We start from the raw sequence: 13,386 nt of genomic DNA on the forward strand, positions 1-13,386 counted from the left end.
TGACCGATGCGGTTAGAATTTAGACCCCGCGCAATCGGGTGGAGAAACCGGTCACGTTGTTAGCGAAATGACCGGTCACGATGAGCGAAATACGCACCACCCAGCGGTGTTGCTGAAGATCTATATCTACGGCTACCTCAATCGGATTCAGTCCAGCCGCCGGCTTGAGCGTGAGGCCGAGCGCAACGTCGAGTTGATGTGGCTAACGGGGCGTTTGGCTCCGGACTTCAAAACTATTGCCGACTTTCGCAAAGACAACGGCAAAGCCATCCGCAGCGTATGCCGCCAGTTCGTAGTTCTTTGCCGCAACCTCAATCTCTTCTCTCAGTCGATCATCGCCATCGACGGCAGCAAATTCAAAGCCGTCAATAATCGCGATCGTAACTTCACTCAGGGCAAGGTGAAGGCACGCATGCAGCAGATCGAGCAGAGCATTGATCGATATTTGGCGGCGATGGATTCGGCGGATCGGGCAACGCCCGAAGTGGCCGNTCGTAACTTCACTCAGGGCAAGGTGAAGGCACGCATGCAGCAGATCGAGCAGAGCATTGATCGATATTTGGCGGCGATGGATTCGGCGGATCGGGCAACGCCCGAAGTGGCCGAGGCCAAAGCAGAGCGGCTTAAAGAAAAGATCGAAACACTGAAAAAGCAGATGCAGAGACTCAAGGAAATCGAGGCGCAGCTCCACGAAAGTCCAGACCAGCAGATCTCCCTCACAGACCCAGATGCACGCTCAATGGCCACGAGCGGCCGAGGCACCGGAACGGTTGGCTACAACGTACAAACAGCTGTCGACGACAAACACCATCTGATCGTTGCCCATGAGGTGACCAACGTTGGTAATGATCGTGGGCAACTGAGCAATATGGCGAACCAGGCGCGTGAAGAAATCAAGGCTGAATCGCTAACGGTGGTGGCCGACCGAGGTTATTACAAAGGTCTGGAAATCCTTGCTTGCGAACAAGCCGGCATCACTACCTTCGTACCGAAACCCCTCACATCTGGCAGCAAAGCCGAAGGCAGATTCGGCAAGCAGGATTTCATCTATCTTATTGCGTCGGACGAGTATCGATGCCCTGCGGGGCAGTTACTAACCAGGCGGTATTCGTCGATGGAAGACGGCATGTTATTGCATTGTTACTACTACTCGGGCTGCCAGTCCTGCTCAATGCAAAAGCAATGTACGACTGGTAAGGAGCGCCGTGTGAAGCGCTGGGAACATGAGGCTGTAGTCGACGCGATGCAGGTTCGGCTAGAACATGATCCAGCGATGATGAGGGTTCGTCGACAGACCGTTGAACATCCTTTTGGAACGCTCAAGTACTGGATGGGAAGTACCCACTTCCTGACCAAAACCCTACCGAGGGTGAGCACTGAGATGAGCCTTCATGTGCTCGCCTACAACCTCAAGCGAATGATGAACATCTTTGGCATCTTGGGATTGCTTGAAGCGATCAGGGCGTGATCTGGCCGCTGGATCGTCGGTAAGGCTGTTGGGACCGCTGATGCGGCCCCAACAGCCATATGAGCTCCGATGTTGGCCGAATGGACCAATTTGAACTTTCTACTACCGACTTCGCAGGCAGTCCAAACAAGAATCTCAGCGTTGAACGTATCAAATGTGTTTTCACACAGCCTGGGTCGATAGCTACCGGTGAGCGTGGAAGTTCGGTTGGGCCATTCCCCGTCCAGCGTATTACCTATTCCGGGTTATGCGCCCTACGGTACTAGCGATGGTTGCGATAGCGTTCGGTCAAGGACTGCACGAGGGTGACGTAGGATTGCGTCTCGGCGTAGGGAAGAACCCCGTTGTATTCGACCACGGACGCTTCGCCGGCGTTGTAACCTGCCAACGCCAGCACCTGGTTGCCGTTGAAGCGCTTGAGCAACCAGGCCAAGTAGCGCACGCCGCCACGAATGTTCTGTCGTGCGTCGAACGGATCGTCCACGGCGAAGCGCTCGGCGGTGGCGGGCATCAACTGCATCAGCCCCTGGGCGCCGGCTTCGGAAATGGCGTTGGGGCGAAACGCCGATTCGGCATGTATCACTGCGCGGACCAGCGCCCTATCGACACCATAATGACCTGAAGCGGCTTCGATCTCCCGCTGATAGGAATGGGTGTCCAGGCGCAGTGAGGCGACCTTGAAATCCTTCGGCGCCATGCACCGATAGCAGCCCTTGATGTAATAGAGCTCAAGGACATCGACCCGTGCGGAGATCCCGACGGGGCGCCGGCTCACATATTGACGAATACCCCTGTGGATGAAGGTGTACACCCGAATCCGCACCGCGCCTGAGTTGTCGTCCCGCACAGGCCGTGGCAGGGCCATTGCCTTGGCGTCGACACCGGCTCCCGCCGTGCCATTCAGGCGAGTGCAGCGGGCGCTGGCGATGGCTTGGCTGGTGTAGCTGATGGCTCCGTCCCTGGCTTGGCACTTGAACGTGGCGCTGGCGCACAGTGGAGCGACCAGCAAGGCCAGCTCGATGCAGCCAAGAAGGCTCTTGCGAGCCCATCGCCATGCTCTGCAACAAATCACATCGCTCCGCGCCGCAGGCGCCGATAAGGTCTGGGGCGCCTGGCTCGGGCGCTGCCTTTTGAGGGCCTATTCCGGGTGACCCGCCTTTTGTTCTGATAGTTATACCCCTTGTAACCGGCCGTGGAACTTGCGTTGACGTATGGCTGCCGGCGTTCCCAGGCGAGGCGCAGGCCTGATTGCTCGCACGACGCGTCGTCCCGGCTTGCCAGGGCCGGGGGCAAGCCCGATCCGCGGGTGACGGACCCGGAGCCGAGGCGGGACAGGCCCAGGTAGGCGATGACAAAGTTGTCATCGTTATCCGCCCGGGCCGAACTCATCCGAGAATGAAATACACCTTGCGCACCGGCGTGATGTTTTCCCAGGTTCCCATGAACCCCGCCGCCGCAACTTGGGTCATACCAGGGCAGGCGTCTGAATGACCCGTGCGCTAAACCAATGCTCAGCGCTTGACCCCGATGCTCGTGATGAAACGAGTGATCCAGGATCGAGCGCTGCCGTTGTAATGTCAGACACTGCCGGCTAATTTCCCCTCATTCATCCTGCGCTTGTACGCACTGTCCCGATTTGCCAACCAGAAATACAACGGCGAAGTCACCACCAGCCCGACCACCCAGGACAAGTCCGCGCCGTTGATGTGTTCTGAAATCGGGCCCACATACAACGGTGTGTTCATGAAAGGAATCTGCACCGCAATACCCACCGCGTATGCCAGCAAGGCCTGCGGGTTGTAGCGCCCATAAATCCCGCCATCCACGCGGAAGATCGAGGCAATGTCGTACTTGCCTTTGTGGATAGCGTAGAAGTCGATCAGGTTGATTGCCGTCCATGGCACCAGCACTACCAACAACACCAGCACCATGTCGACGAAATGGCCGATAAAGTCTTTTGAGGCGAAAACCGCTGCAATCGCACAGGCTGCCAGTACGAGGATGGAGATCACCGCTCGGCTTTTCGCAGTGGGGATCCATCGATACGCAAAGGTCTGCACCAGGGTGATGATCGACAGCACCGCGCCATACAAATTGAGGGCGTTATGGCTGATCACGCTGAGCAGGAACAGCACCAACATCAACGGACCGATAGAGCCGGTGGCAAGTTTGACGGCGTCCATCGTGTCCATGCCGACCGGGGTGGCAAGTACCGCGACGGCGCCGAAGATGAACGACAGGCTGGAGCCCAGTGCTGAACCCAGGTATGTGGTCCAGAAAGTGGACGCGACCGGAACGTCAGCCGGCAGATAGCGCGAGTAATCCGACACGTAGGGCGCGAAGGCGATCTGCCACAGCGCAGCCAGAGATACGGTAGCCAGCCAGCCGGAAATGTTGAATTCACCGCGGGTCAGAAAGTCCGTGGTCTGGATATGGGTAAAGATATAGCCAAACCCCAATACGATCCCGGCGCCCAGTACCCAGGTACCGATGCGGTTGAGCACATGGATAAAGCGGTAACCGATGATGCCGATGATCCCGGAGCCGATGGCGCCGATCACGATGCCCACGGGCACGGGCACTGCGTCGACCACACCGTGCAAGGATTTACCCGCCAGCACGATGTTGGAAGCAAAGAAGCCGATGTACATGACGCCGGCGATCACCACCACCAGCAATGCGCCAAGGGAGCCGAACTGGGCACGGCTCTGGATCATTTGCGGGATGCCCATCTGCGGGCCCTGGGCCGAGTGCAACGCCATCAACACGCCGCCGACCAGGTGGCCGACGAGGATGGCGACGATGCCCCAGATCAGGTTCAGGTGGAACAGTTGCACGCCCAGTGCGCCGGTCACGATCGGCAATGGCGCGATGTTGCCGCCGAACCACAGGGTGAAAAGATCTCTTACCTTTCCATGGCGATCTTCAGGGGGCACGTATCCAATCGTGTGTTTTTCAATAAGCGGGGCGGAGGATGTCGCAGTGGTGACCATGAGGAACTCCAAGGCAAGGTGAGTACGTGGACGTACTTCGCAGTGCGCCGCCTGCGCGGCGCTTTGTTGTTGGAGTGATCATCTGTAATGGCGGCAGGCAGGTAAATTAGTAAATTTGTTGCTATAGATCTTAAAAAAAGTATCTCGCCGGCCTTTTTGCTCCGGTATGTTGCATGCACCGTGATCGCTGAAGAAAACAGCTTTTTTCTTGCACTTGTTTGGGGCGAAATCCCACGTTTAACGAGGTTCCGATGGCTGCCTACAACCTGCGCCAACTCAGATATTTTGTTACCACGGCCGAGTGCGGCAGCGTCGCCGAGGCGTCGCGCAAGCTGTATATCGCGCAGCCATCGGTTTCCACCGCGATCAAGCAGTTGGAAGACAGCTTTGGAGTGCAGCTGTTTATTCGCCATCACGCTCAAGGCGTGTCGTTGACGCCCAGTGGTGCACGGTTTTATCGCAAGGCGCAGGAGCTTTTGCGGGTGGCCCATGAGTTCGAGCAGAACGCCCTGGCGGACAACGACGTGGTGGCGGGGCAGATCGATATCGGCTGCTTTGAAACCGTGGCACCGCTATACTTGCCGCGCTTGATCGCCGGCTTCAAGACGCGTTGGCCGGGGGTGGAGATTCGGATTCGCGATGGCGAGCAACAGGAACTGGTACAGGCGCTGACGGCAGGCAGTATCGATGTAGCCATGCTGTTCGAGCATGACTTGGGCGGCACCATTGAAACCACGCCATTGATGCCGCCGCAACAGCCGTATGCGTTGTTGCCGGCGGATCACCGTTTTGCACAGCAGCCCAAGGTGTCGCTGGTGGACCTGGTGCTGGAACCGATGATTTTGCTTGACGTTCTGCCCAGCCGGACCTACTTCGTAAGTATCTTTGAAGAGCGCGGGTTGACGCCGAATATCGTGTTCAGCTCGCCGTCGATCGAGATGGTGCGGGGGATGGTAGGGCGGGGGTTTGGGTTTTCGATATTGGTGACCAAGCCGTTCACCGAGTACACCTACGATGGGCAGAAAGTCGTCTGTGTGCCGTTGGCCGAAACCGTCACAGGTTCAGGTTTGTCGGCGGTGTGGTTGCGCCGTTCGCCCCTGACCAAACCGGTGCAGTTATTTGTCGATTACTGCCGCGAAGAACTCGCGCGACTATTGGGCTAAACCCGGGATTAAAAATGTGGATGGGGGGCTTGCTCCCGATAGCAGTGTGACAGTCAACTGAAGCATCGACTGAACCACTGCAATCGGGAGCAAGCCCCCCACATTTGATTTTTGGTGTCTGGTAGGCAGGCGGCTCAGACGGCTCAGGCGCGGATTGATTCCAGCATCCGCAGTAGCATCGCATCACACCCCGCTAATTGCGCCACACTCACAAACTCATCCGGCTTATGCCCTTGGTCCATGCTCCCGGGCCCGCACACCACCGTGGGAATGCCCGCTGCATCGAACAACCCGCCCTCAGTACCAAACGCTACCGTGCCAAATTCCCGCGAACCGGAAAACGCCGCGATCAATTCCGCCGCCTGGCTGCGTTCGTCGGTGACCAAGCCTGGGTAAGCGGACAACCTAGTAAAACGAATCGCACTCTGGCGACTGACTGCTAGCATGCGCGGCAGCACTTTTTGCATGGCATAAGCCTGCAACTCCTCAGCTACCTCACCCGGATCCTGTGACGGCAAGGCACGAATCTCAAAATCAAACCGACAATCTGCCGGCACGATATTCAGCGCCTTGCCGCCACTGATCACCCCGGTCTGCACCGTGCTGAATGGCGGATCGAAACGCACATCTTGGGTGTCCCGCAGGCGTTGCCCGATTCTTCCCAACTCACCAATCAACTCCGTCGCATGCTCGATGGCGTTCACCCCATACGGCGCATAGGCCGAGTGACATGCCTCGCCATGCACATCACAACGCATGGCCAACTTGCCCTTATGGCCGAGCACCGGCTTGAGCTCGGTCGGTTCACCGATAATGCACAGCATCGGCTTCACTGGCCGCTGCTCAAGCACCTTGAGCAACGAACGCACACCGAGGCAGCCGACTTCTTCGTCGTACGACAGGGCGATATGCACCGGGATCCGCAACGGCGCCTTCACCAATGCCGGCACCAGCGCCAGCACACAGGCTATATAGCCCTTCATGTCTGCCGTGCCTCGGCCAAACAGCTTGCCGTCGCGCTCAGTTAGCTCGAATGGCGGTACCGTCCATGGCTGCCCATCCACCGGGACTACATCGGTATGCCCTGAAAGTGCGATGCCCGGCAATTCCACCGGGCCGATGCTGGCAAACAGATTGGCCTTGCTTCGCTCCTCGTTGTAGACAAGCTCGCTGGCCACACCGAAACCAGCCAAGTAATCGTGCACAAACTCGATCAGATGCAGGTTGGATTCGCGGCTGGTGGTATCAAACCCCACCAGCGTCTGCAGCAGTTCGCGGCTGCTGCTCATCGGTCATCACCGGCCACGCCGTAGCCCGGGGAGCGATCGGGGGCTAGGGCGCGGTCGATGTAGTCCTGGACTTGCGGGCGGTAGGCGTCCCATAGTCGTTGAAGGTCACCGATAGGATTCTCGTCGGCCCAATCCACTCGCAGGTTGATGATCGGCCATGTCAGCTCACCGACCACCACCAGCGCAGCAGAGTGCACCGGACCGGCCTCGCCGCCAGCAGCGATGGCCGCATGCATCGCGGCCAGCAGGCGATCGGCTAACTGGCCGTCGCCTTGCTCGAAAGTGCTGACCATCGCCTCGATCACCCCGCGGTCGGCGAGCATGTTGCCCGCCGCCACGCACTGCTCGCCCGACACCGCATTATGGGTGCCGAGGGTTTCGCTACCGCTGAAATGCACGGCGCGCCCCAGGTGATCAATCGCCGTCAGCTGTCGGTATTGGCTGTAGCCATTGCTGGTCAGGGCCTTGTCGAGCGCTTCGGCCGGGGCGAGGCCCTGTTCCAGCAGGTCGAGCACGTCAGGACCCAGGGCCGGCAAGGTGATGTTCTGGGTCGACACCGCGCCCACACCAGGGCGCAGCCATGGGCAACGGGCACCCACGGCGATGCTTGATGAACTGATGGCAATGCCCAGCTGGCCAGTGTCCGCACACCGGGCCACGATTGAAAAGGTCATGGGAAGCCTCCTTACTCCGGGATAACCGCGATTACATCGATTTCCATCAACCACTGCGGCTGACCCAGGGCCGACACCACCAGTCCGGTGGAGATCGGGAACACACCCTTGAGCCATTTGCCGACTTCCTGGTACACCGGCTCGCGGTAGCGCGGGTCAACCAGGTAGGTGGTGGTTTTGACGATATGGCTCAGGTCGCTGCCGGCTTCTTCCAGCAGTTGCTTGACGTTCTTCATCGCCTGTTCGGTCTGGGCGCGCGGGTCGCCGAGGCCAATCAGGTTACCCTCGAAATCAGTGCCCACCTGGCCGCGCACATACACGGTATTGCCGGCGCGTACGGCCTGGCACAGGTCGTTGTCCAGGGTTTGGTTAGGGTAGGTTTCCTTGGTGTTGAACATACGGATACGAGTGTGAGTAGGCATCAAAAAGCTCCGGAAAAAAGGGATCAGGCGTTGACAGGGGACTGACGAACCACCGGGGCGGCGTCGCGGTACTCAAGGTATTGGCGCTGAATGGCGATATGGTCGGCGACGTACTTGGCGTCGTGCCACACGCCCCAGATAAACGACGAGCCACGGCGCGACTGCCACGGCAAGCCGAGGAAATAAATCCCGGATTCGCTGGAGACGCCGCGCTGATGCTGGGGCTTGCCGGCGGCGTCAAACGCATCGACCTTCAGCCAGCTGTAGTCCACAGCAAACCCAGTGGCCCAGATGATCGAGGTGATGCCGGCTTTGTCGAGGTCCAGTTCCAGAATCGGGTTCTTGATACAGTCGGCGTCGGGAAACACGCGACGGGCTTCAGGCTCCAGCGGCAAGTCCAGGCCGTTGCGCTCCACGTAGGCGTCGGCCGCATCCAGCAAGGCCAGGTAGTTTTCATCGCCACGCGCCAGGTTTTCCACCAGGTTGGGCTGGAAGCTGGCGAGGTTGCCGCTGAAGGATTGCGTGAGGCCAACCAGGGTCATGCCTTGCTGGGCCAGCTCACGGAAATCGATTGTCTTGCCGCCGTGTGCACCGCTCACTGCAATGGTTACGTGCTCACGGCCGGGTTTCATCGCCGCTTGGTCCCACTCGCCCAACACCCCCAGCCACCAGCAGAAATCCCGGTTGCGATAGGCGCGGGGCGGGCGGTCGTGGGCGCCGACCGACAGGTACACCTGGCGTCCGGAACGTTGCAACTCATCGGCGATCTGCACACCGGAAGAGCCTGCACCGACCACCAGCACGGCACCGGCCGGCAGTTGGGCAGGGTTGCGATAATCGGCAGAGTGGATCTGATGCAGCGCGGAGTCTTCAGGTGCAATCGGCGGAATCACCGGTTTCTGGAACGGTCCGGTGGCTGCCACTACGCGGTTGGCTTCGATCACGCCTTCGCTGGTGTGCACGGTAAAGCCTGGGCGGCCGACATTACGCACCACCGATAGTACATCCACGCCGGTACGGATCGGCGCATTGAACTTGCGGGCATAAGCTTCAAAGTAATCGGCGACGCGTTCTTTGGGGGCGAATCCATCGACGGCGACGTCATCGAATTCCAGGCCTGGAAAACGGTCATGCCAGGCCGGACCGTTAGCCACCAACGAATCCCAGCGCCCGGTGCGCCAGCGCTCGGCAATGCGGCTGCGCTCCAGCACCAGATGCGGCACGCCTTGTTTACTCAGGTGCTCACTCATGGCCACGCCAGCCTGACCGGCTCCCACTACCAGGGTGTCTGTTTTTGTTATTGCTTCAGTCATGTGTCTGTCCTTGCGTCATGCAGTTGGATTCAGTTCGTGCATGAATTCAAGGCTAGGGGGAGGGGGGCTATTAATAAAATATTATTAAGCTGGGAAGTGAGCATAAATATCGGATGCAGGCTCACCCTATAGGGTGATTTCGATGGTTTCCCGGGTGTGGGACTATCTCTAACGTTCTTTCAGCGAGTCTTCGAAGTGGAAAACGACCGGCTTTCTTCTGCGCAATGGTTTGAACAGATTGCCAAGGTAACCGAGAACATCGGGCAAGCGGGCTTCGCCGCCACTTTGTTCGAGGCCCTGGGTTGTATCTGGCCGATCCAGGCCACCACGCTCTACCTGTATCCACACGGTGGCATGCCCAGCGCATTGTTTGAATTGGAAGGCCCATGGCTGCCGCAGGGTAATGTGCGTCAGTACCTGTCGGGCTTCTATTTGCTCGATCCGTTTTACGGCGCGTGCGTAGAGGGCGTCGGCTCCGGGTGTTACGACCTTGCCGATGTCGCCCCCGATCATTTCGAGCTCAGCGAGTACTTCCAGTCGTTTTACCGACATTCGCACCTGGAGGATGAGTTGAACTACATCCTGCAGTCCAACAACGGGTTGAGTCTGGCGGTATCACTGGCATTTACGCAGAAGCTGGACGCGGCCACCACCCAACAATTCAAGCTTATAGCGCCCTGGGTGCTGGCGGTGTTGGGCAAACACTTCGTTGGTCTGGAAGCGCAGGGTTCGCGCTTCGAGAGCCTGCTGGAGCAGCGTATTCACTCGGCGCTGAACAATTTTGGCTCGTCGATCCTGACCGAGCGCGAATGTCGTATCGCCCAATTGATCCTGCGTGGGCACTCCACCCGCTCGCTTGCCGAGCGCCTGGGTGTATCGGAAGACACCATCAAATCCCACCGCAAAAACATCTACAGCAAGCTCGATATCGGTGCGCAATCGGAACTGTTTTCGCTGTTCATCGATTCGTTGGCCGAGGCACAGGGCGTGCTGAGCAAGGACCCCCTTGAAAGCTACATGAACAAAATCCGCTGAGCGGATGACGACTAACAAGAGAGGAAAAACATGAACCTGCCATTCGAACCCAAACGCCAGACCCAGGACTATCAGAAGTCGGACGCGGCCCACCACATCCACGCGTTTGTGGATCAAAAGGCGCTGAATACCGAAGGCCCGCGCGTGATGGTGCGTGGTGAGGGCCTGTATCTGTGGGACAGTGAAGGTAAGCGCTACCTGGACGGCATGTCGGGACTGTGGTGCACCCAGCTCGGTTATGGGCGAAAGGACCTGACGGCCGCCGCCGCCGCGCAGATGGACCAGTTGGCGTACTACAACATGTTCTTCCACACCACTCATCCGGCGGTGATTGAGCTGTCCGAGCTGTTGTTCAGCCTGCTCCCGGGCCACTACAGTCACGTGATCTACACCAACTCCGGCTCCGAAGCCAACGAGGTGTTGATCCGTACCGTTCGCCGCTACTGGCAAGTGGTCGGCCAACCCAAGAAAAAGATCATGATCGGTCGTTGGAATGGCTATCACGGCTCCACCCTGGCGGCTTCTGCGCTAGGCGGCATGAAGTTCATGCACGAGATGGGCGGCATGATTCCGGACGTGGCGCACATCGATGAGCCCTACTGGTACGCACAGGGCGGCGACTTGACTCCGGCCGAGTTCGGTCGTCGCTGCGCCTTGCAACTGGAAGAGAAGATTCTCGAACTGGGCGCCGAAAATGTTGCGGGCTTTATCGCCGAACCCTTCCAGGGCGCAGGCGGGATGATTTTCCCGCCTGAAAGCTACTGGCCGGAAATCCAGCGCATCTGCCGTCAATATGATGTGTTGCTGTGCGCCGATGAGGTGATTGGCGGTTTTGGTCGCACGGGCGAGTGGTTTGCCCACGAGTATTTCGGCTTCGAGCCCGACACCCTGTCGATCGCCAAGGGCCTGACCTCCGGCTATATCCCCATGGGCGGCCTGGTGCTGAGCAAACGCATTGCGGATGCGCTGGTGGAGCGGGGTGGCGTGTTCGCCCACGGCCTGACCTATTCCGGGCACCCGGTCGCGGCGGCGGTTGCACTCGCCAACCTCAAGGCGTTGCGTGATGAAGGCATTGTTCGCACGGTGAAGGAAGATACCGGGCCGTACTTGCAGCAGATCCTGCGTGAAGTGTTTGGCAACCATCCGATGATCGGCGAGATCCAGGGAACCGGTCTGCTCGCGGCCATGCAGTTCGCCGAGGACAAAGACACACGCAAACGCTTCGACAATGAAAATGACCTGGCCTGGCAGTGCCGCACCTTTGGTTTTGAAGAGGGTGTGATCATTCGCTCGACACTCGGCCGCATGATCATGGCGCCGGCACTGGTAGCAACGCGCGCGGAACTCGACGAACTGGTGGACAAGACCCGTATCGCGGTAGACCGCACCGCACGGATCGCGGGAAAGCTGTGAAGTGAGCGGTTTTCCACCCCCGCGCAAGGGGTGGAGAACCGCATCGTTACATTGCCCTGCGTGCACATAGGGCAGCCCACTTTTCAACGGATAACGGTATCGATTTCATCGGATACCGCGGCGTCCTGCATGCCCATTTCCAGGAGTCAGCAATGAATACAATAACAAACGTGGCCGATACTCCCTCCCATCATTCCCCATCGCAACCCACTTCATCGCGTAGGTTTCGACAGCCCCTGGGGCTCGTCGGGCTGGTACTTTTCGGTCTGGCATACATGGTCCCGCTGGCAGTGTTTACTACCTATGGCCTCGTCACCCAGATGACCAAAGGGCACTTGCCCACCGCCTACATGCTGACCCTTGCGGCCATGTTGCTGACCGCTTACAGCTATGGACGCATGGTCCAGGCGCACCCTTATTCAGGATCGGTTTATACCTATACGCGCAAGGCATTTGGCGCGTATTTCGGCTTTATTGCCGGTTGGACCTTGTTACTGGATTACATTTTCTTGCCGTTGCTCAGTTATCTGCTGATCGGCATCTACATGTCGGAATATTTTCCCGCTGTGCCTACCGCCGTATGGGTGCTCGGTTCAATTGCGCTGGTCACCGTTCTAAATCTGGTCGGCATCGAGTCCATCACTCGGGTCAACTGGATACTCGTGGTTGCCCAGTTGGTCTTCATCGTTGTGTTCGTCGCGTTATCGCTTCACAACCTGAGTGGGCATTCCGCCCCGGTTTCGCTGCTCGCACCTTTCCATCATGAAGGTTTCAGCGTCCCGCTGATCATGGCGGGCGCTGCGGTGCTCTGCCTGTCGTTTCTTGGCTTCGATGCCGTGTCGACCATGGCAGAGGAAACACCCAACCCGCGAAGAACTATTCCGCTCGCCATTATGGTGGTGTCGTTGTTCGGGGGGCTGTTGTTTCTACTGGTTTCGTATTTCGCCCAGATGGTGTTTCCGGAATGGAACAGTTTCGCCGACCCTGATTCTGCCTCAGTGGACGTGATGCGCCGCGTTGGCGGTGAACTGCTGGTGACCGCATTTACCGCGACCTATGTAGCGGGCTGTTTCGCTTCGGCAATGGTCTCCCAGGCGAGTGTCTCGCGCGTGCTGTTCGCGATGGGGCGCGATGGTGCATTGCCGAGCGTGCTCGGCAAGCTGGTCACGAAAAAGCGCGTGCCGGCCACCGCGATCATGCTGGTCAGCCTGTTCTCGCTGATTGCCTTGTTCATCACCCTGGATACCGTCGCCAACATGATCAGCTTCGGCGCGCTCTTCGCGTTCTCGGCGGTGAACCTGGCGGTGATCAAGCATTACCTGGTCGACCAGAAACTGCGCGGCACACGCAACTACCTGATTTACGCGGCGCTGCCGGCCCTGGGGTTTCTCAGCACCGTTTGGCTGTGGACGAGCCTTTCCGGCATGGCGTTCACGATTGGTCTGTGCTGGATGGGCTTGGGGCTGATTTGTTTGTTGGGTGTCACGCGTGGGTTCAGGGTGAAGATGCCGGACTTGCAGATGGCGGAGTGATACATCCCAAAACACGCAGGTTTTGACAGCAGGTCATTGCGGTTTGAGTCGACTTGATGACCTGTACCAGGCCGCAGCCCCTGA

General features: G+C 58.6%; 11 protein-coding genes and 1 pseudogene. 6 read left to right on the top strand and 6 right to left on the bottom strand.

The features are described from left to right. Positions 1-67: 67 nt before the first annotated feature. Positions 68-491, top strand: a 424-nt coding sequence (locus tag ACXPVS_RS22285; protein ID WP_458511823.1) for a transposase, incomplete at its 3' end; no start/stop codon positions are given. Position 492: 1 nt separating this feature from the next. After that, positions 493-1,468 (top strand): annotated as a pseudogene (locus ACXPVS_RS22290) (IS1182 family transposase); the annotation flags it as partial. Between the two features lie 262 nt (positions 1,469-1,730). Here the strand turns inward: ACXPVS_RS22290 and ACXPVS_RS22295 are convergent. Together ACXPVS_RS22295 and ACXPVS_RS22300 are read right to left on the bottom strand one after the other, a co-directional pair. Continuing rightward, positions 1,731-2,537: a lytic transglycosylase domain-containing protein gene (locus ACXPVS_RS22295; RefSeq protein WP_458511879.1), complete on the bottom strand. Its 807-nt coding sequence runs from the start codon at positions 2,535-2,537 to the stop codon at positions 1,731-1,733. A gap of 508 nt (positions 2,538-3,045) precedes the next feature. After that, entirely contained in the window at positions 3,046-4,461 is a 1,416-nt protein-coding gene (locus tag ACXPVS_RS22300; RefSeq protein ID WP_458511824.1) for a purine-cytosine permease family protein, read from the bottom strand. A 251-nt stretch (positions 4,462-4,712) separates the two neighbouring features. On the opposite strand from ACXPVS_RS22300, the gene ACXPVS_RS22305 reads away from it, so the two are divergent. After that, a complete protein-coding gene (locus ACXPVS_RS22305; protein WP_458511825.1) occupies positions 4,713-5,624 on the top strand; it encodes a LysR substrate-binding domain-containing protein in 912 nt (303 codons plus the stop codon). Positions 5,625-5,767: 143 nt separating this feature from the next. On the opposite strand, the gene argE is transcribed toward ACXPVS_RS22305, so the two are convergent. Genes argE through ACXPVS_RS22325 form a run of 4 tightly spaced genes read right to left on the bottom strand, consistent with a single transcriptional unit; the run spans position 5,768 to position 9,322 of the window. Then, positions 5,768-6,913 carry an acetylornithine deacetylase gene (gene argE / locus ACXPVS_RS22310; RefSeq protein ID WP_458511826.1) on the bottom strand — a complete coding sequence of 382 codons (1,146 nt, stop codon included), beginning with the start codon at positions 6,911-6,913 and terminating at the stop codon, positions 5,768-5,770. Continuing rightward, the gene (locus ACXPVS_RS22315; RefSeq protein ID WP_458511827.1) at positions 6,910-7,587 is read right to left on the bottom strand and encodes a DUF1028 domain-containing protein; all 678 of its coding nucleotides are present in this window, start codon (positions 7,585-7,587) and stop codon (positions 6,910-6,912) included. The genes argE and ACXPVS_RS22315 overlap by 4 nt, the downstream gene beginning before the upstream one ends. 11 nt (positions 7,588-7,598) lie before the next feature. Continuing rightward, on the bottom strand, positions 7,599-8,009 hold the full coding sequence (locus tag ACXPVS_RS22320; RefSeq protein ID WP_458511828.1) for a RidA family protein: 411 nt from the start codon (positions 8,007-8,009) through the stop codon (positions 7,599-7,601). Positions 8,010-8,032: 23 nt separating this feature from the next. Continuing rightward, positions 8,033-9,322: a flavin-containing monooxygenase gene (locus ACXPVS_RS22325; protein WP_458511829.1), complete on the bottom strand. Its 1,290-nt coding sequence runs from the start codon at positions 9,320-9,322 to the stop codon at positions 8,033-8,035. Between the two features lie 195 nt (positions 9,323-9,517). Here ACXPVS_RS22325 and ACXPVS_RS22330 point away from each other — a divergent pair, with 195 nt between their 5' ends. From ACXPVS_RS22330 to ACXPVS_RS22340, 3 genes are all read left to right on the top strand, one after another. Further along, a complete protein-coding gene (locus ACXPVS_RS22330; RefSeq protein WP_458511880.1) occupies positions 9,518-10,357 on the top strand; it encodes a helix-turn-helix domain-containing protein in 840 nt (279 codons plus the stop codon). 30 nt (positions 10,358-10,387) lie between these two features. Beyond that, positions 10,388-11,770 carry an aspartate aminotransferase family protein gene (locus ACXPVS_RS22335; protein ID WP_458511830.1) on the top strand — a complete coding sequence of 461 codons (1,383 nt, stop codon included), beginning with the start codon at positions 10,388-10,390 and terminating at the stop codon, positions 11,768-11,770. Positions 11,771-11,922: 152 nt separating this feature from the next. Beyond that, positions 11,923-13,302, top strand: a complete 1,380-nt coding sequence (locus ACXPVS_RS22340) for an APC family permease (RefSeq protein ID WP_458511831.1) — start codon at positions 11,923-11,925, stop codon at positions 13,300-13,302. Positions 13,303-13,386 lie beyond the last annotated feature (84 nt).

The sequence above is a fragment of the Pseudomonas sp. Ma2-10 genome, from assembly GCF_054330215.1.

Coding starts and splice junctions, on each gene's coding strand:
- ACXPVS_RS22300 (WP_458511824.1), bottom strand. CDS start 4,461: ATGGTCACCACTGCGACATCCTCCGCCCCGCTTATTGAAAAACACACG.
- ACXPVS_RS22305 (WP_458511825.1), top strand. CDS start 4,713: ATGGCTGCCTACAACCTGCGCCAACTCAGATATTTTGTTACCACGGCC.
- argE (WP_458511826.1), bottom strand. CDS start 6,913: ATGAGCAGCAGCCGCGAACTGCTGCAGACGCTGGTGGGGTTTGATACC.
- ACXPVS_RS22315 (WP_458511827.1), bottom strand. CDS start 7,587: ATGACCTTTTCAATCGTGGCCCGGTGTGCGGACACTGGCCAGCTGGGC.
- ACXPVS_RS22320 (WP_458511828.1), bottom strand. CDS start 8,009: ATGCCTACTCACACTCGTATCCGTATGTTCAACACCAAGGAAACCTAC.
- ACXPVS_RS22325 (WP_458511829.1), bottom strand. CDS start 9,322: ATGACTGAAGCAATAACAAAAACAGACACCCTGGTAGTGGGAGCCGGT.
- ACXPVS_RS22335 (WP_458511830.1), top strand. CDS start 10,388: ATGAACCTGCCATTCGAACCCAAACGCCAGACCCAGGACTATCAGAAG.
- ACXPVS_RS22340 (WP_458511831.1), top strand. CDS start 11,923: ATGAATACAATAACAAACGTGGCCGATACTCCCTCCCATCATTCCCCA.